Genomic DNA, 18131 nt, shown 5'->3' on the forward strand with positions numbered 1-18131 from the left:
TGACGCCGTGCCTTTCGCCCCCCCGGATATCGGCGAGGAGGAGATCGAGGCCGTCACCGAGACCCTGCGCTCGGGGTGGTTGACGACCGGGCCCAACGCCGCCGCCTTCGAGAGCGAGTTCGCCGCCGCGTTGCGGAGCGACTTCGCGTCGTGCACCGGCAGTGGCACCGCCGCCGACGAGGCCGGACGGCAACCGAAGGCGGGCGAACTGCACGCGGTAGCCCTCAACTCGGCGACGGCGGGCCTGCACCTGGCCGTCGAGGCGCTGGGCATCGGCCCGGGCGACGAGGTGATCGTGCCGACCTGGACGTTCACGGCCACCGCGGAGGTCGTGCGCTACGTCGGCGCCGAGCCGGTCTTCGTCGACGTCGACCCGCACACCCTGAACCTGGATCTGGCGGCGGCGCGGGCCGCGATCACCTGCCGCACGGCCGCCGTCATCCCGGTGCACTTCGCCGGGCTGCCCGTCGACCGGGCCGGACTGGCGGCCCTGGCCGCCGAACACGACCTGACGGTCATCGAGGACGCCGCCCACGCTTTCCCGGTGCGCTCGTCCGGGGTGCCGGTCGGCGTGGGCTCCAGCGACGCCGTCGTCTTCAGCTTCTATGCCACCAAGACGATGACGACGGGCGAGGGTGGGATGCTCGTCACCCCGTCGGCGCAGGTGGCCGCCCGCGCGCGGACCATGCGCCTGCACGGCATCAGCCGCGACATCTTCGGCCGCTACTCCGCCTCCGCGCTCGAGGCACCCGTCGACGCTCCGTCGTGGTTCTACGAGGTGGTCGCGCCCGGATTCAAGTACAACCTCACCGACCCCGCCGCGGCGATGGGCCGGGTGCAGTTGCGGCGGGCCGTCGCGATGCGGCAGGCGCGGGCCCGCATCGCCGCGCGCTACCACGAGGCGTTCGCCGACCTCCCGCTGCGGTTGCCCGCGGGTGACCCCGGCCGTTCGGGCGAGCCCGACGGCGAGCACGCCTGGCACCTGTACGTGGTGCGGCTCACCGACGCCGCGCCCCTGGACCGCGACGCCTTCGTCCGCGCCCTGACGAGCGCCCGCGTCGGCACGAGCCTGCACTTCATCCCGTTGCACCGGCAGCCCTATTGGCAGGCGAACTTCGTGCCACCGGGGGCCGCCTTCCCGGTCGCCGACGACGCCTACCGCCGCGCGGTGAGCCTGCCGATCTTCTCGGCGATGACCCCCGACCAGGTCGAGCGGGTGGTGCACGTCGTGCGGGAGGCCCTGGGTGGCAGCTGACCGCGACGCCTTCAACCACGACGCCTGCAACCGCGCCGCCGCGCTGATCGATGATGCCGACCTGCGGGACCTGCCGGATGTGGCGGCGCTGCAACGCGACCCACGCCCGCGCGAGTTGCGCGGCAAGCGGGCCTTCGACGTCCTCGTCGCTGGCGTCGGACTGGTGCTCAGCGCTCCCGCGCAGGTGGGCATCGCCGCGGCGGTGCGACTCGACTCAGCGGGACCGGTCATCTTCGCCCAGACCCGGGTCGGGCGCTTCGGGCGACCGTTCACCATCCTGAAGTTCCGCACGATGACGGTCAGCGATGCCGGCCGCGCCGGGGCCGTCACGGGCGGCGCCGACCCACGCATCACCCGCGTCGGCGCAGTGCTGCGGGCCACGAAACTCGACGAACTCCCGCAGCTGGTCAACGTGCTGCGCGGTGACATGAGCCTCGTCGGGCCACGCCCGGAGGTGCCGCGCTACGTGCGGGCCTGGGATCCGCGGCTGCGGCCGCTGATCCTCGCGGTGCGCCCCGGCATCACCGACCCGGCGAGCATCGCCTTCCGCCACGAGGGGCGGGAGTTGGCCGCGGTGCCCGATCCGCAGGCCTACTACGTGCGGCACCTGCTGCCGCGCAAGACCGCCCTCTACGCCGACTACGTGCGCGGATTGTCCTGGCGCGCCGACCTGCTCGTCTTGGCTCGCACCGCGCGGGCCGTGTTCTCCCGCTGAGCCGACTCGAGGGTGTCCGGGGCGTCCGAGTCCGTTGCGCCCTGTGTGCCGTCGGCGTCGGGCGGCTGGCCGCCGACCACCCCGATGGCGTTGGGGCCGAGCACCGGGTCGGTGGCCACCGCCCGCGAGACGAGGCCGCGCAACCGGGCCAGCACTCGCATCCGGTCGTCGATCATGTCGCGGGTCAAGGTCTGCGGCGCGATCGGCGGCACGCTGACGCAGTCGATGAGCGGGTGGGCGGTGCCGCGGCGCCCCTCATCGGCGCCGAACAACTCCTCCGCGAGCTTCTCGCCGGGACGCAGCCCCGTGTAGATGATGTCGATGTCGGCGCGTCCCGAGAGCCGGATGAGCGTGCGGGCGACCTCGGCGATGCGCACCTGCTCACCCATCTCCAGCACCATGACCTCACCGTCCGCGCCGATCGCGGACGCCTGCAACACCAGCTGGCACGCCTCGGGAATGAGCATGAAGTAGCGCTGCACCTCGGGGTGGGTGACGGTGACCGGGCCGCCCCGCTCGATCTGCGCGGTGAACGCGTGCAGCACCGAGCCGCGGGAGCCGAGCACGTTGCCGAATCGGACGCTGACATACCGGCCGATCTGCGTCGTCGCGTAGTGCGCGGTGAGTTGCTCGCCGAGCCGTTTGCTCATGCCCAGCACGGAGGTGGGATCGGCGGCCTTGTCGGTGGAGATGTTGACGAACGTGCCGACGCCGGCGGCGGCCGCGGCGCGCAGCACGGTGGCGGTGCCCAGCACGTTCGTCGCCCACGCCTCACCGGGGTGCGACTCCAGCAGCGGCAGGTGTTTCAGGGCCGCGGCGTGGAAGACGACGTCGGGTCGGGTTGCGGCCATGACGGCCTCGATGCGGACCTCGTCGCGGATGTCCGCCAGCACGATGTCGTCGCTGTCGAGCAGCCCGTGCCCGGTCAGCGACATCTGGGTGGCCTGCAGGCCGGACTCGTCGCGGTCCAGCAGAAACAGCCGGGAGGGAGTGAACCGGGAGATCTGGCGGCACAGTTCCGAGCCGATCGAGCCGCCCGCGCCGGTGACCAGCACACGCTTGCCGGCGAGGTGGTCGGCGACCAGCGCCGTGTCCAGATGCACGGGGGTGCGGCCCAGGATGTCGGTGAGGTCAAGGTCGCGCAGGTCGCCGGCCGTGGGGGCACCGACGAGGTCGTTCATGCTCGGCAGCACCTTGACCTCCAGACCCGCGTCGGCGGCGGCCTCGGAGAGTTCGCGCAGCACACCCGCCTCGGCCGTGGGGGCCGCCAGGACCAGCAGGTCGACGGTGTGCTCCCGGGCGAGCTCGGCCAGATCTGCGCGGGCGCCGAGCACCCGCACGCCCTCGATCCGCAGCCGCGACTTCGTCGGGTCGTCGTCAAGCAGCCCCACCGGCTGCACCGCGCAGTCGTCCTCGGCGAGCAACCCGCGCACCAGCCGCGTGCCGGCGTTGCCGGCACCGAAGACCAGCGCGCGGCGGTCGGCGACCCGGTTGCGGGCCGCCCGGGCGTCCCGGGCGCGCACGACGAATCGGGCCGCGAGCATCGCCAGCAGGGCCAGCGCGCCGCTTGTCACGGCCGTCGAGCGGGGGACCGGCGGAGGGTAGATCAGCAGCGTGAACAGCAGGAATGGCAGTGCGACGAGCAGGACCGTGCGGGCCAGATCGGCGATCTCCTCCAGGGAGCCGCGCCGGTGTCGCACGCCGTAGGGGCCGACGAACGAGCCGGCGAGCACCTGCAGTGTGGCGGCCAATGCCGCGCACACGGCCGTCCCGGTCGTCAACAGCAGGTCGACCCGGAAGTCGTACCGCAGCCACACCGCGCCATAGACCGCCAGCACCCAGATCGCCGCGTCTACGAGTGGCCAGGTGCGGCGCGTCCAGCGCAGCGGCCAACCGCTTCGGTGCCCGCCCGCCCCGCGTTCGGTGCCGTGGGTGGGCACGGGGGAGTCAGCGGCGGTGGAGTCACCCGATGGCGGCAGCGACGAGCGCACGACAACCTTTCCGGTCTGCCCCAATTGACGACAACACGACGAAGAAGCCACGAGCACCGCAGGAGCGGTGATTGGGCTCACGCCGGGCGGCGAATCACTGTTTCCCCCCGGATTCGCGCCTTGCCCAAGCGTACCGTCCCCGGCTTGCCCTTTGCCCCAGCCTGATTCGCGGTGAGACGCATCACGATGGACGCGAACTGGGGTGCCGCAGACGCCTGTGTCGTGGTGCTCGGGAGCGGCGTCGGTGCGCCGCACGGCAGCTGGCGGACGGGCAGGTGCCCTCGCGGCCGTCGGCATCGGCAAAAGATAGTGTTCGCTTTTGCACGGTCTGGTGAGCAAAAGCGAACACTATCTTTCGGTGCGAGCCGTCACGGGGTCGCCTCGGCGGGTTTTGGCCGGGCCTCGGCCGGATGGCAGCGGCGCCAGGGGGTGCTCGGGGCGCTGGGCTGCGGGGGTCGGCTGCGGAGAGCCGGGGGCGGCACTAATCTCGGGACCATGTTGGCCGTCTACGCGCAGTCCATCTCCCGCACCGACCCGCTGTCCGGTCTCGTCGTCGGTGAGCGTCCCGATCCCGAGCCGCAGCAGGGCTGGGTCGAGGTCGAGCTCAAGGCCGCGACACTGAACCACCACGACCTGTGGTCGCTGCAGGGCGTCGGTCTCCCCGAGAGTCGCCTGCCGATGATTCTGGGTTGCGACGCGGCTGGCATCGGCCCGGACGGCCAGGAGGTCATCGCCCACTCGGTCATCCCCTCCCCGGGGTGGAGCGGCGACGAGACCCTCGACCCCAAGCGCAGCCTGCTCTCCGAGGTGCACCAGGGCACGTTCAGCGAGCGGTTCACCGTGCCCGCCGCCAACCTGGTGCCCAAGCCCGAGGGCATGTCGTGGGAGACCGCCGCCAGCCTGCCCACCGCGTGGCTGACCGCGTACCGCATGTTGTTCACGAACTCCGGCGTCACCCCCGGCGGGCTCGTGCTTGTGCAGGGCGCCGGGGGCGGCGTCGCGACGGCCTGCATCCAGCTCGGTGCCGCGGCGGGGTTGCGGGTGTGGGTCACCGGTCGGGACGAGGCCAAAATGGAGCGCGCCGTCGAGCTCGGCGCCGAAGCGGCCTTCCCTTCCGGCGAGCGCCTGCCGGAGAAGGTCGACGCGGTCATCGAGACGGTCGGCGCCGCGACCTGGTCACACTCGGTCAACGTGCTGCGCCCCGGCGGCGCCATCGTGATCGCCGGTGCCACGAGCGGTGACGCCCCCACCAAGGCCGAGCTGACGAAGATCTTCTTCCGCCAGCTGCGGGTCATCGGCTCCACGATGGGCAACCGCACGGAGCTGCTGCGCCTGGCCAAGCTCATGCAGACCGCAGGCATCGAGCCGGTCATCGACTCCACCTACCCTCTGGCCGACGCCCGCAGCGCCTTCGAGCGCCTGGAGTCCGGCGAGAACTTCGGCAAGGTCGCTCTCACCGCCTGACCGCCACTCCCGCCTGGCCCGCCCACCTGCCGAAAGGACGACGTTCGGCAGGTGGGTGGGCGCAGGGCGGGTCAGCTTTGGCGGCGTTGGCGGGTCAGGACCTCTTCGATGCGCTCGGCCGCGTCACGGACGATGTCGCGGATCTCGCGGAGCTGGTCCGCGTCCGGCATCGCGCCGCCGAGGAGGTCTTCCCAGCTTGAGCCGCCGGAGCGGTGGTCGTTCGAGTGAGGTCCGGTGGTGGGCGTCGTTGGTTCGTCGGGCGCACGCACCTCGTCGACGTGCCAGTGCGCCTGGAGGTCGTGGCCGCCTTCAGCCGCGCGGTCGTGGCCGCCGCCCGCCGGTGCGCCGGGACCGGTGGCGGTCCGGCCGGTCGGCTGCCCGGCCTGGGGCCAGCCCGTTCCCGTGTTGCGCGGCCCGGTGTCGCCGGTGGCCTGCGGCTGTGTGCCGGAGGCGGTGGTGTCGGGGCCACCCGAAGGCTCGGCGCGGTCGGTGGCTTGGGCCCACGTCTGGGAGGCGTCGGTGGAACCGCCCGGGCGCCCGTGCGGTCGATCCCGGTCCCGATCCCGGTTTTGGTCGCGGTCTCGGTCCCGATCCTGCTTTCCGTCGCGATCCCAGCCCCGGCTGCGGTCGCGGTTGCGTGCGCGCTGGGTCAGGTCGTCGAACGTGCGATCGTGCGGGCGCATCCCGGTGGGCGGGCTGATGCCCAGCTCCCGCAGCCAGCGGGCGATGGTCAGCCAGTCGGGTGCCTGCCCGTGAAACGGGAAGCCGGTGCCGAAGCCCGGCGGCACGAACGGACCCGAGCCACTACCGGACGGCCAACCGCGGCCGCCCTGGCCGTGCCACGGGGAGCCGGAGCGCCCCCAGGAGTCGCCCGCTTCGGCGCCCCTGCCGCGGGCGTCACCCGCGGGGCCACCAGCGCCCGCGGCGGAGTCTTCGCTCGCCCAGCGACCCGCGCCGGCGGAGCCGCCAGTCGCACCGGCCGCGCCACCTTCGGCCGCACCGGCCGCGCCACCTTCGGCCGCACCCGCCGCAGGAGCCTCGCCCGGTTCGGCCGAATCCCGGTCGGCACGACCAAAACCGGCGCCCCGGCCCGAGTTGTCTCGGCCCGAGTTGTCTCGGCTCGAGGTGTCCCGGCCTGGAGCGCCCGGGCCCCAGGGCCGCTGGCCCGAGGACGACCCCCAGCCGGAGCCGCCGAACTGGCTGGCGGCTTGCGACAGGCCACCGAGCAACTCCTCCCAGGCGGGCATGCCACCCGGTGCCCAGCTCGACCCGCTGCCGAAACCCCAGCCCTCTCTGGAGCCCGAGGTCTGCCGCTCACCGGTCGGTGCCCCGGAATGCTCACCGGTGCGATCCTCGTAGTCGTCCGTGTCGTTGGCCCGGGCCCGCGCGGCCCGAGCGGCCTCTTCCAGGCGGGCGCGCACGTCGGCGGTGCCGGTGCGGACCCGCTCGCGCATCTGGTCGGCGAGCCGGTGCGCGGACTCATCCAAGCTGGCCTCCAGCTCGACGAGTTCGTCGCGGCGACCGTCGAGCTCGGCGCGGCCCGCGTCGGTCAGCGAGTAGATCGAGCGGCGCCCCTCGTCGGTCCGGGTCACCAGGCCCTCCTCCTCCAGCTTGGCCAGCCGCGGATAGACGGTGCCGGCGCTGGGGGTGTACAGGCCCGCGAAGCGCTCCTCCAGACCGCGAATCACGTCGTAGCCGCTGCGCGGCCCCGACTCCAGCGCCGCCAGCAGGTAGAGCCGCAGTTGCCCGTGCCCGAACACCGGGCCCATCAGCGCTGCCCTCCGTCGGTGCGGGGTCCGGAAGTGCCACCCGAGCCGGCGCCCTCCGCGGCGCCAGCGCCTTCACCGGATGCGCCGGCGGGCGCAGCCTGGACCGTGCCGTCGGCCTGCACAGCACCGTCCGCCGGCTCGGCCGCGTCAGCGGGCACGGCAGGAGCAGCGGGCACGGCAGCGTCAGCGGGCGCGGTCGGGCTGCCGGTCGCCTCACCGACCCATACCCCTCCGGTCGCCCCGCCACCAGAGGTCGCCCCGCCACCGGAAGACGACTTGCCGTGAGCCGACGAACCCGTCGAAGAACCGCCGCTCGACCCGGCAGAGCCCACCGGCTCGTCCCACAACCCCCCGGCTCGGGGCGGCAGCACGTCCTGCACGCTGTCGTCGTACCCCGCGGCAGCGAAGGGCGAGGCCGACGGCGCGCCGCCGTCGCCGTCGCGCAGCACGACGACATTGCCGGAGACGGTCCGCAGCTTCATCGCGAACGCCCGGTCGCCCTCGGAGCGATGCCCGCCCTTGTCGCTGCCCGACCCTCCGGACAGGGTTTGACCGTCGACGACGACGTGCCCGGACTGCGATCCGGCCGTCACGTCGTAACCGGCGTCACGAGGGATGCGCACGGTCAGGTCGCCGGACACCCCGGTGGCCGTGACCAGCCCGGAGCTGCCGACGAGGTCGAGCAGCATTGCGCCCGAGACCGTGCCCAGCTTGGCCGAACGCAGCGCCGAGGCGTCGACGGTCAGCCGCCCGGAAACGGACTTGCTTTTCAGTTCGCCGCGCAGCCCGCTGGCGTCGATGGCGCTGCTGACGGTCTTGACGTCGACCCGCCCGCCGAGGCGCGACAAGCTGATGGCCCCGGAGACGGTGTTGACGGCGACGTCGCCGTCCACCCCGCCGAGCAGCACGTCGGCACCGACGGTGTTCACGGTGACCCGCGCGCCGACCGGAACGGTCAGGGTGGCCCGCACCGAGGCGTTGCGGCTGTTGGACAGGAAGCCCTTGAGCATGTCGAGCAGCGGCCCGCCCGCGGAGTCCTTGTGGTGCTCGAGCTTGAGGTGCCCTTCGCTGAGGGTGACGGTCAGCGGCCGGCCCTGCACGTCGTGCACGTCGACGCGCACGCCGGTGCGGCCCGGGTGGGCCACCACATCGAGCCGCCCGGAGACGAGGACGGCGTGGACGGACTCCACCGGCCTGCCCTCGCCGAACTCCTGAGTTTGCGGGCCGTCGAACTGCCAAGTCTTCATGAGGTCCCTTTCACGATATATCGCGGTTCGTAAGGTTCACGATATATCGCGTCTGGTGAGGTCTGCAACGGGTAACCTGCACCACATGTCAGGGGACAACTCGCCGATCGAGCCGTACCGGCCGCCGTTCGAATCCGACCCGGCGATCCGCCGGCTCGCCATCCGTCGTATCGCCGCCCGTCGCGCGTTCGTCGTGCACGCCAGCGTCTATGCCACCGTCATGATCTTCCTGATCGTCGTCTGGGTCGCTTCCGGGGCGGGCTACTTCTGGCCGATCTGGCCGATGATGGGCTGGGGCCTGGGGCTGGCTCTGCACGGCATGTCGCTGACGTGGAACAGCAAGCCCAGCGAGAAGGAGATCGCGCAGGAGGCCGACAAGATCCGCCGCCGCCGACTCTCCGACGGCCCGCAGGACTAGCCCGCCTCGCGGATCGGCCCGACCCATCACCCGGCACAACGCCAACGGCCGCCCCTGGTAGCACCAGGAGCGGCCGCGGCCACCAAGAGACGTCGTCAGGGCGCGATCTGCAGCCAGTTCTCCCAGCCGCCGTGCAGCACGAGCCACGCAAGCAGCCCGTACCCGGCCTGCCCGGGGTGGCGGCCGTCGCGGGAGGAGGAGAGCTCGCTGATCCATTGATCGTGCTCGCTGAGGGGGTAGAAGCAGTCGACGAACGGGATGGAGCGGCGCGAGCAGACGTCGGCCTGCGCCTCGACGACGACCTCCAGCCGCTCGTTGATCTCGGCATCCAGGGTCGGCGGGGGGCCGACGACGAACGGGGCGATGCCGCGGGCCGTGGCGTCATCGAGCACGTTCGCCAGGTTCAGGCGCGAGCGGGCGGTCGTCAGGCCCTGCACGAGGTCGGCCTGCCCGACGGCGACGACGAGGCGCCGCTCGCGGCGGTCCTTCCAGCGGGGCAACCCCTCGGAGCGCCAGCGAGCGAGCACGTCGGCGCTGGAGTCGCCGCGCACACCGATGTTGTAGGCCGTCAGGTCGACGTCGGGGTGGTGGGTGCGGCCGACGACCCGCGACACCCAGCCGTGGCCCTTGGGGTCGCCGTAGCCGGCAACGAAGGAGTCACCGATGAAGACGATCCCCACGTCGCGCGGTCCGTCGTGGACGAAAGACTCGGCGCTGGGGGTGAAGTGGGTCGGGATGTCGGCGTCCTCGGCGTATTCCTCGCCGTAGTCGTTCCCGTAGCCGTCATTGCTCACGCGTGATCAGTCCTCGTCGTCGTCCAGTCGCGCCAGCCAGGTGGCCAACCGTTCGATGGGCGTCTCGAACTCGGGGTTGAGATCCACGAACGTGCGCAGCTGCTCGGCCAGCCAGTCGAACGTGACTTCCTCGTCGCCGCGGCGGTGGCTCAATTCTTCGATGCCGCGATCAGTGAAGTACACGACAGTCATTCTGCCTTACGCGGCGCGCGTGCCTGTGCACCGAGGGTGCGGGCGCGCGCCGCTCTGGCCAACGCCAAGTTCGGGTGCCGACCTCAGCGGGTGAACGCCTGGGAGAGCAGCCGCTCCTGCTCCGCCGCGTGGTGCTTGCTCGACCCGGTCGAGGGCGCCGCCGACTCGGGCCGCGAGACCGCCCGTAGTGGACGGGTCTCGCCGTGCTCGGCCAGTTGCTCCGGCAGGTTGAGCGCCAGGAACGGCCAGCCGCCCTGGTTGCGCGGCTCGTCCTGCACCCACACCAGATCGGCGTTCGGGTACTGCTTGACGGCCGCGGCCAGCTCGGCGGCCGGCAGCGGGTAGTACTGCTCGAGCCGCAGGATCGCGATGTTCTTGTCCTCTTGCTTGGCGCGGTAGGCCTCCAGGTCGTAGACCACCCGGCCGGAGGCGATGAGCACCCGGTCGACCTGCTCGGGGCGCGGGTCGGTGAGGTCGTCGAGCACCGGCTCGAAGCGGCCATGCGTGAACGCCTCGACGGGGCTCTGCGCCGCCTTGAGGCGCAGCAACTGCTTGGGCGTGAAGACGATCATCGGCTTACGCGGCCGGGCGTAGGCCTGGCGGCGCAGCAGGTGGAAGTGGCTCGCCGGAGTCGAGGGGTGCGCGACGACCATGTTGTCTTGCGCGCACAGCTGCAACCACCGTTCGATGCGCGCCGAGGAGTGGTCCGGGCCCTGCCCCTCGTAGCCGTGCGGGAGCAGCAGCACGACGGAGCTGCGCTGGTTCCACTTCTGCTCGCTCGCCGAGATGAACTCGTCGGTGATCGTCTGGGCGCCGTTGGCGAAGTCGCCGAACTGCGCCTCCCAACACACGAGCGCGTCGGGTCGCTCCACCGAATAGCCGTACTCGAAGCCGAGCGCCGCGAACTCACTGAGCAGCGAGTCGTACACCCAGAACCGGGCCTGGTTGCCCAGGTACAGCAGCGGAGTCCACTCCTCGGCCGTCTCGCGGTCGATGAGCACCGCGTGCCGCTGGGTGAACGTGCCGCGGCGCGAGTCCTGCCCGGCCAGGCGCACCGGGGTGCCCTCGGTGAGCAGCGAGCCGAACGCCAGCAGCTCGCCGGTGGCCCAGTCGACGCCACCCTCGCGGGTCATGCGGGTGCGGTTCTCCAGCATCTTGCGCAGCTTGGGGTGCACGGTGAAGTCGTCGGGGAAGGCGGTCCACACGTCGCCGAGCCGGTGCAGCAGTTCGCCGCTGATCGCCGTGTCTTCTTCGGCGCGGTCGGGGGTGTGGTCGTCGGCCTGCTGGGCCGCGGGCCGCTCGAGGCCGGAGCTCTCGGTGGGCGCCTCCGTCTTCTTCAGCGCCTCCTTGGTCTCGACGAAGACGTGCTCGAGGCGCTTCTGGTAGTCGCGCATCGCCGCATCGGCGTCTTCCTCGGTGATGTCGCCACGACCGATGAGCGCCTCGGTGTACAGCTTTCGCACCGAGCGCTTGGCCTCGATGAGGTGGTACATCAGCGGCTGGGTCATCGACGGGTCGTCGCCCTCGTTGTGCCCGCGACGGCGGTAACACACCATGTCGATGACGACGTCCTTGGCGAACTTCTGCCGGAACTCGTACGCGATCTGACCGACCCGCACCACGGCCTCCGGGTCGTCGCCGTTGACGTGGAAGATCGGTGCCTGGATCGTGCGGGCCAGGTCGGAGGAGTACACCGAGGAGCGCGACGACGAGGGCGCGGTGGTGAAGCCGACCTGGTTGTTGACGATGATGTGGATCGTGCCGCCCGTGCGGTAGCCGCGCAGTTGGCTCAGCTGCAGGGTCTCCAGCACGACGCCCTGGCCGGCGAACGCGGCGTCGCCGTGCAGCAGCACGGGCAGCACCGTGAAGGCCTCGCCGTGCCGATCGAGCCGGTCCTGCTTGGCGCGCACGATGCCCTCGAGCACCGGGTTCACGGCCTCCAGGTGGCTGGGGTTGGCGGCCAGGTACACCTTGGTCTTGGCCGAGCCGTCCTCGGTCGTGTACTCGCCCTCGGTACCCAGGTGGTACTTGACGTCGCCGGAGCCCTGCACGCTGCCCGGGTCGTAGGAGCCCTCGAACTCGCGGAAGATCTGTCCGTAGCTCTTGCCGGCGATATTGGCCAGCACGTTGAGGCGACCGCGGTGCGGCATGCCGATGCACACCTCGTCCATGTCCTCCTGCGCGGAGGACTGCAGGATCTGGTCGAGCATCGCGATGACGGACTCGCCGCCTTCGAGGCTGAACCGCTTCTGCCCGACGAACTTGGTCTGCAGGAAGGTCTCGAACGCCTCGGCGGCGTTGAGGCGGCGCAGGATGCGCATCTGCTCTTCGCGCGGGACCCGCGGCTGCGGGATCTCGAGGTGGTCCTGCAGCCATTCGCGCTGCTCCGGGTCCTGGATGTGCATGAACTCGGAGCCGATCGTGCGGCAGTACGCCGAGTGCAGCCGTTCGAGGATGTCGCGCAGCGTCGACATCGGGGTGCCGCCGAAGCCGCCGGTGGCGAACTCGCGGTCCAGGTCCCAGATCGTCAGCCCGTGGGTGCTCAGCTGCAGGTCGGGGTGGCGTCGCTGGCGGTACTCCAGCGGGTCGGTGTCGGCGAGCAGGTGCCCGCGCACGCGGTAGGCGTGGATGAGCTTCTGCACCCGGACTGTCTTGGACAGGTCGTCGTCGTGGGTGGCCGAGACGTCCTGGCTCCAGCGGATCGGCTCGTACGGGATCCGCAGCGACTCGTAGATCTCGTCGTAGAAGTCGTTGTCACCCAGCAGCAGCTGGTGGATGATCCGCAGGAACTCCCCGGACCCCGCGCCCTGAATGATGCGGTGGTCGTAGGTGGAGGTCAGCGTCATGATCTTGCTGATGCCCTGGCGGGCGATCGTCTCGTCGGAGGCGCCCTGCCACTCCGCGGGGTAGTCCATCGCGCCGACGCCGACGATCGCGCCCTGGCCCTGCATGAGTCGCGGCACCGAGTGCACGGTGCCGATGGTGCCGGGGTTGGTCAACGAGATCGTCGTGCCCATGAAGTCGTCCATGGTCAGCTTGCCGCCGCGGGCCTTGCGGACCAGCTCTTCGTAGGCGTTCCAGAAGCCGAAGAAGTCGAGCTGGTCGGCGGCCTTGATCGAGGGCACCACGAGGGAGCGGGTGCCGTCGGGGCGCGGGAGGTCGATCGCGAGGCCGAAGTTGATGTGCGCCGGCTGCACGATGACCGGCTTGCCGTCCTTCTCCGCGAAGTTGTTGTTCATGCTCGGCATCGCCTGCAGCGCCTTGACGATGGCGAATCCGATGATGTGCGTGAAGCTGACCTTGCCGCCTCGGTTGCGGCGCAGGTGGGCGTTGATCGCGATGCGGTTCTCGATGAGCGCCTTGGCCGGTACGGCGCGCACGCTGGTGGCGGTCGGCACCTGCAGGCTGGCGTCCATGTTCGCCACGATGCGGGCGGCCGGGCCCTTGAGCGGCTTGATGACCTCGTCGTCGGATTCCGACGCCGACTTCAACGCCGGGGTGTCGCGCGGCTTGGGCATCTGCCGGCCCATCGGCTCCTGGCGGGACCCGGGCATCGGCTGAGCGGGGGAGGTCTCGCGGGAGGTCGGCGCCTTCGGCCCGCCGCCCGTCTCACCCTCACGTGGCGGCTTGCCGCCCTTGTCCGGAGAGGGCTTTGACTGGCTGGACTTCGTCGCGACGCTCACGTCGTCGGCCTCCTTGGTCGCGGCCGCGCCGGAGGCGGCCTTGCTCGCGGGCTTCTTGGGCTCGGCCTTGGTGGGCTCAGCCTGCTGGGGCTCGGACTCGGGCTCGGGCTTCTTGGGCTCGGCCTGCTTCGGGGCGGCCTTCTTGGCCTCGGATTGCCGTGATGCCGACTGTTCGCTCGGCTGCGCCGCAGCGGCCGAGCGGGGCGCGGTCGACGCGGCGCCGTTGCTGGAGCCCGCCTCTTCGACCGGCCCGGGGGTGTAGTCCGCGAAGATCGGCCACCAGGAGCGGTCGACAGAGTTCTTGTCCTCGCGATACTGCTCGTACAACTCGTCGACGAACCACTTATTGGGTCCGAACGCGATGGTCGGCTCGTCAGGGGCTGGCTGGTCCGGCACGCGAACACGCCTCTTTCGTCTCGTTCTCGTCGTCGTCGTTGACGCCTCAAATCCCCCGCGCGGCGACCACTGGACGCCGCGTGGGCGTACTGCCCGCCAGCGTACATGTGCGCGGGTCAACCGAAGCGCTGGACTCACAACATGGACGGCGGATGAACGCGGCATGGAGCGGCGACCGGCCGCCACCGGCGGAGCGGTCAGCCGGTCTGCTGGAACACCCAGTCGCGCCACCCTCACCGGGCCGCTCGGCGATTGGAGGCAGACACGAGGGTGCACCTGCCTCAGCCTTGTCACAGGTTCCTGGTTAGATGTCCGCACACTCATCGCACACGACACATCGGAAAGGCGGGAGATGGCAGCGACGACGCGGCAACGCGAACAGTGGTCCAGTCAGACCGGCTTCATCCTGGCCGCGATCGGCTCGGCGGTCGGCCTGGGCAATATCTGGCGATTTCCGGGGGTCGCCTACGAGAACGGTGGGGGAGCCTTCCTCATCCCCTACCTGTTCGCTCTGCTGACAGCGGGCATCCCGATTCTCTTCCTCGACTACGCCATCGGGCACCGGTTCCGCGGCACCGCGCCCCTGGCGTTCCGGCGCCTGCATAAGAACACGGAGGTGGTCGGCTGGTTCCAGATCATCCTCTCGTTCGTCATCTCCGTGTACTACGCGGCGGTCATCGCGTGGGCGCTGAGCTACTTCGTCTTCTCGTTCGACCTGCGCTGGGCGCCGGATTCGTTGAACTTCTTCGTCGGCGACTACCTACAGGTCGGTGACCCCGAGATTTCCACCCAGATCGTCTCCGGGGTGGCGATCCCGCTGGTCGTCGTGTGGGTGGCGATCCTGGTGACCCTGGCCCTCGGGGTCGCCAAGGGCGTCGAGAAGGCCAACATGATCTTCCTGCCGCTGCTCGTCGTGGCGTTCATCGGCCTGGTCATCCGGGCGGTCACCCTGCCCGGGGCGGCCGACGGTCTGAACGCGCTGTTCACCCCCGACTGGTCCGAGTTGTTCAACCCGGCCGTGTGGATCGCCGCCTACGCCCAGATCTTCTTCTCGCTGTCGATCGCGTTCGGCATCATGATCACGTACTCCTCCTACCAGCGCCGCAAGGCGAACATGACCAGCTCGGGTCTGGTCGTCGGGTTCGCGAACTCCTCGTTCGAGATCCTCGCCGGTATCGGCGTCTTCGCGACCCTGGGCTTCCTGGCCTGGGACCAGTCGACGACCGTCGGCGAGTTGGAGGGGCTCAGCGGGCCCATCCTGTCGTTCGTGACCTTCCCCGCGGTCATCGCGGAGATGCCGGGCGGCAGCTTCTTCGGGCTCGTGTTCTTCGCCTCGCTGGTGATGGCCGGCTTCACGTCGATCATCTCGATCCTGCAGGGCGTCTCGGGCGCGGTGCAGGACAAGTTCGGTTTCGGTGTGCGCCAGAGCGCCGTCGGCGTCTCCCTGGTCTGCGCCGTCATCTCGATCGCACTGTTCTCCACGACCTCCGGCCTCATCGCGCTGGACACCGTCGACCAGTGGGCCAACAACATCGGCATCGTGCTCTCGGCGATCGTCATGACGGTGCTGCTCGTCTGGGTGCTGCGACGCGGCGAAGAGTTGCGCTTCCACCTCAACGCGGTGTCGACGTTCAAGATCGGCCGCTGGTGGATCCTGCTCATCGGCGTGCTGGCGCCGCTGCTGCTCGGCTACATGCTCCTGCAGCGCATCATCACGCTCCTCACGGAGGGCTACGAGGGCTACCCCGATTGGTACCTGCTGACCTTCGGCTGGGGTGCCATCGCCTTCATCGTCGTCGTCGCGCTGATCCTCACCGCCCTGCCCTGGCGGGCGCACCGCGATGAAGAAGGCTTCGAGCCGTGGCCTCCCTACCGTGAGGGTGGCAGCGGAGCAGCAACTGCTCGGTCGGCCGATGGGCCCGACGGGGCCGACCGAAAGGGGACCGGCCAATGACCATGCCCGCGATTCTCATGATGCTCTTCTCGATACTCGTGCTCTGGGGTGGTTTGCTCTGCGCCATCCTGTTCCTGCGCGCAAAGCCGCAGGTCACCGAGGGCGAGTGGGCCCAGGACCCGGACAGCCTGGAAGAACCGCCTGGGCACTGACCCCGGCATGGGCCGGACCATCCGGTCCCGAAAGACGCTGTTCGCTGTCGCCCGCTTGAGGGCACCAGCGAACAGCGTCTTTTCACGTCGGGGGCGCGAACTTCAGGCCGCGTCGATCACGCTGCGCAGGATGTGCGGGATGGCGCCCCCGGCCCGCAGCAGCTGGGCCTCCTGCTCGGTCTGCACGTCGGCGACCAGGTCGAGCTCGACGCGTTCTCCGGCCGCGGTGCGTCGCACGACGCGCACGGTGTCGCCGGGCGCGAGCTCGGGCGGGCAGGCCACGTCGAACTCGTCGCCGGCCTCGATGGTGCCAAGGCTCGCCCGCTGCTCGGGGGTGAGCAGCAGCGGCAGCACACCCATGCCGACGAGGTTGCTGCGGTGAATCCGCTCGAAGCTGGCCGCAGGCACCGCGCGCACCCCCAGCAGCCGCTGCGCCTTGGCGGCCCAGTCCCGCGAGGAGCCGGTGCCGTAGCGCTCGCCCGCGATGACGACGACCGGGCGTCCGGCCTGTTCGTAGCGCTGCGCCACCTCCCAGATCGAGGCGAGCGTGCCGTCGGCGTGCGTCGTGGTGCCCGTCGCGGCGTCCGCCTCGACCAGGCGGTTGCCCAGCGTCTTGGAGTAGAACGCCCCCCGCGCCATGACCTCCCAGTTGCCGCGCCGGGACGCGAACACGTTGAGGTCGTCGCGGGATTCGTCGCGCGCCACGAGGAAGTCGGCGACGGGAGAGTCGGCCGGGATCGCGCTGGCGGGGGAGATGTGGTCGGTCGTGATGTCGTCGCCGAGCACCAGCAGCGGGGAGGCTGTGTAGTCACCGAGCAGCCCGTCGACCGCGGCGGTCGCGAACGGCGGCCGGCGCAGGATCGTGGAGTCCGGCGACCAGGGAAAGCGGGGTGCGGCGGGGCTGGCCAGGGTCTGCCACGCGCGGCTGGCATGGGCGGCGGCGAAGGCATCGGGAAAGTCGTCGGCGGTCACCCCGACGGCCAGTTGTGCCGCGACCTCCTCCTGGCTTGGCCACAGCTCCTCGAGCAGCACCGGCCGGCCGGCCGGGGTGTGCCCGACCGGTTCTGTCTCGATGTTGCGGGCGGCGTCGCCGCTGATGGCGAAGGCGACGACCAGCGGCGGCGTCATGATGTAGCTCATCGTGACGTCAGGGTTGACCCGGCCGGGAAAGTTGCGATTACCCGACAGGATTGCCACCGGCTCGACCTGCCCCGCCCCGCGCGCGGCGGCGATACGCTCCGGCAGCGGCCCGGAGTTGCCGATGCAGGTGGTGCAGCCGAACCCGACGATGTCGAAGCCGAGCGCCGCCAGGTCGTCGTCGAGGCCGGTGCGCGCCAAGTAGCGGGCCGCGGCGGGGGAGCCGGGGGCCAGCGAGGTCTTGACCCAGGGAGCCGCGCGCAGCCCGAGCCGGCGGGCGTTGCGGGCCAGCAGCCCGGCGGTGATGAGCAGCGCGGGGTCGGTGGTGTTCGTGCAGCTCGTGATGGCGGCCAGCGCCACCGGAAAGGCGGGCAGCTGCCCGCCGCCCCGCGCCTCACCAGTGGGCTGCGCCTCGCCGTGGTCGGCCGCGCGCAGCGATGCCGGGATGGCGCCGGGCGTGAGGCTGTCCTGCGGGCGGGTCGGCCCGGCGACGGTGCGTCCGATGCCCGACAGGTCGACCTCCAAGGTGCGGCTGTACACGCGGTCGGTGCGCGGGTCGAACCACAGGCGATTGGCGCGGGCGTACGCCTGCACGAAGTCGGCGTCGACGCGTCGGGCCGCCACGAGGCGCAGGTAGTCGATGGAGTGGCTGTCGATGGGGAAGTAACCCGTCGTCGCGCCGTACTCCGGGGCCATGTTGGCGACGACCGCCCGTTGCCCCACGGTCAGCGACGAGACCCCAGGGCCGAAGTACTCGACGAAGTCGCCGGCGACACCCAGCTCCCGCAGCGCGTGGGTGAGTGTGATGGCCAGATCGGTCGCCGAACTCCCGTGCGGCAGCGCCCCCGTCAGCCGCACCCCGACGACCCGCGGCAATGCGATCGTGCACGGCAGGCCAAGCATGACCATTTCGGCCTCGAGGCCGCCGATCCCCCAACCGAGCACGCCGAGCCCGTTGACCATG

At 70.9% G+C, this 18131-nt stretch carries 13 protein-coding genes; 6 read left to right on the top strand and 7 right to left on the bottom strand.

Annotated elements, in window-relative coordinates; translation table 11 throughout:
• Window positions 1-7 precede the first annotated feature (7 nt).
• Window positions 8-1255: a DegT/DnrJ/EryC1/StrS family aminotransferase gene (locus KILIM_RS15320; RefSeq protein ID WP_255247674.1), complete on the top strand. Its 1248-nt coding sequence runs from the start codon at window positions 8-10 to the stop codon at window positions 1253-1255.
• Window positions 1245-1970, top strand: a complete 726-nt coding sequence (locus tag KILIM_RS15325) for a sugar transferase (protein ID WP_255247675.1) — start codon at window positions 1245-1247, stop codon at window positions 1968-1970. The genes KILIM_RS15320 and KILIM_RS15325 overlap by 11 nt, the downstream gene beginning before the upstream one ends.
• Here KILIM_RS15325 and KILIM_RS15330 read toward each other — a convergent pair.
• Complete coding sequence (locus KILIM_RS15330; protein WP_255247676.1) at window positions 1895-3961, bottom strand: nucleoside-diphosphate sugar epimerase/dehydratase; 2067 nt, start codon at window positions 3959-3961, stop codon at window positions 1895-1897. The two genes, KILIM_RS15325 and KILIM_RS15330, sit on opposite strands and share 76 nt — an antisense overlap.
• Window positions 3962-4456: 495 nt before the next feature.
• On the opposite strand from KILIM_RS15330, the gene KILIM_RS15335 reads away from it, so the two are divergent.
• Entirely contained in the window at window positions 4457-5425 is a 969-nt protein-coding gene (locus tag KILIM_RS15335; protein ID WP_006593633.1) for a zinc-binding dehydrogenase, read from the top strand.
• Window positions 5426-5496: 71 nt separating this feature from the next.
• Here the strand turns inward: KILIM_RS15335 and KILIM_RS24670 are convergent, their stop codons facing one another.
• Window positions 5497-7194 (bottom strand): PadR family transcriptional regulator, encoded by a 1698-nt coding sequence (locus tag KILIM_RS24670; RefSeq protein WP_006593634.1) that lies wholly within the window; start codon window positions 7192-7194, stop codon window positions 5497-5499.
• On the bottom strand, window positions 7194-8441 hold the full coding sequence (locus tag KILIM_RS22540; RefSeq protein ID WP_006593635.1) for a DUF4097 family beta strand repeat-containing protein: 1248 nt from the start codon (window positions 8439-8441) through the stop codon (window positions 7194-7196). The genes KILIM_RS24670 and KILIM_RS22540 overlap by 1 nt, the downstream gene beginning before the upstream one ends.
• 85 nt (window positions 8442-8526) lie before the next feature.
• Here KILIM_RS22540 and KILIM_RS15350 point away from each other — a divergent pair, with 85 nt between their 5' ends.
• Window positions 8527-8859, top strand: a complete 333-nt coding sequence (locus tag KILIM_RS15350; RefSeq protein ID WP_006593636.1) for a 2TM domain-containing protein — start codon at window positions 8527-8529, stop codon at window positions 8857-8859.
• Between the two features lie 95 nt (window positions 8860-8954).
• On the opposite strand, the gene KILIM_RS15355 is transcribed toward KILIM_RS15350, so the two are convergent.
• The 3 genes from KILIM_RS15355 to KILIM_RS15360 all read right to left on the bottom strand — a co-directional run bounded on the left by KILIM_RS15355 (window position 8955) and on the right by KILIM_RS15360 (window position 13855).
• Window positions 8955-9653, bottom strand: coding sequence for a GDSL-type esterase/lipase family protein (locus KILIM_RS15355; RefSeq protein ID WP_006593637.1), 699 nt, complete (start codon window positions 9651-9653; stop codon window positions 8955-8957).
• A 6-nt stretch (window positions 9654-9659) separates the two neighbouring features.
• Window positions 9660-9836: a DUF6104 family protein gene (locus KILIM_RS23710; protein WP_085956015.1), complete on the bottom strand. Its 177-nt coding sequence runs from the start codon at window positions 9834-9836 to the stop codon at window positions 9660-9662.
• A 92-nt stretch (window positions 9837-9928) separates the two neighbouring features.
• Window positions 9929-13855, bottom strand: coding sequence for a multifunctional oxoglutarate decarboxylase/oxoglutarate dehydrogenase thiamine pyrophosphate-binding subunit/dihydrolipoyllysine-residue succinyltransferase subunit (locus KILIM_RS15360; RefSeq protein WP_006593639.1), 3927 nt, complete (start codon window positions 13853-13855; stop codon window positions 9929-9931).
• Window positions 13856-14276: 421 nt separating this feature from the next.
• Between KILIM_RS15360 and KILIM_RS15365 the strand changes: the two genes are divergently transcribed.
• The gene (locus KILIM_RS15365; protein WP_006593640.1) at window positions 14277-15878 is read left to right on the top strand and encodes a sodium-dependent transporter; all 1602 of its coding nucleotides are present in this window, start codon (window positions 14277-14279) and stop codon (window positions 15876-15878) included.
• Window positions 15875-16030: a methionine/alanine import family NSS transporter small subunit gene (locus KILIM_RS23400; RefSeq protein WP_006593641.1), complete on the top strand. Its 156-nt coding sequence runs from the start codon at window positions 15875-15877 to the stop codon at window positions 16028-16030. Before KILIM_RS15365 ends, KILIM_RS23400 begins: the two co-directional genes overlap by 4 nt.
• 102 nt (window positions 16031-16132) lie before the next feature.
• On the opposite strand, the gene acnA is transcribed toward KILIM_RS23400, so the two are convergent.
• Window positions 16133-18131: aconitate hydratase AcnA (gene acnA, locus KILIM_RS15370; protein WP_006593642.1), on the bottom strand; the 1999-nt coding region annotated here is incomplete at its 5' end.

This window comes from Kineosphaera limosa NBRC 100340, assembly GCF_000298215.1.
Taxonomy (GTDB): domain Bacteria; phylum Actinomycetota; class Actinomycetes; order Actinomycetales; family Dermatophilaceae; genus Kineosphaera; species Kineosphaera limosa.

Excerpts from the sequence above, each read along its gene's own strand:
- KILIM_RS15335 (WP_006593633.1), top strand. The coding sequence starts at position 4,457 with ATGTTGGCCGTCTACGCGCAGTCCATCTCCCGCACCGACCCGCTGTCC.
- KILIM_RS15350 (WP_006593636.1), top strand. The coding sequence starts at position 8,527 with ATGTCAGGGGACAACTCGCCGATCGAGCCGTACCGGCCGCCGTTCGAA.
- KILIM_RS15365 (WP_006593640.1), top strand. The coding sequence starts at position 14,277 with ATGGCAGCGACGACGCGGCAACGCGAACAGTGGTCCAGTCAGACCGGC.
- KILIM_RS24670 (WP_006593634.1), bottom strand. The coding sequence starts at position 7,194 with ATGGGCCCGGTGTTCGGGCACGGGCAACTGCGGCTCTACCTGCTGGCG.
- KILIM_RS22540 (WP_006593635.1), bottom strand. The coding sequence starts at position 8,441 with ATGAAGACTTGGCAGTTCGACGGCCCGCAAACTCAGGAGTTCGGCGAG.
- KILIM_RS23400 (WP_006593641.1), top strand. The coding sequence starts at position 15,875 with ATGACCATGCCCGCGATTCTCATGATGCTCTTCTCGATACTCGTGCTC.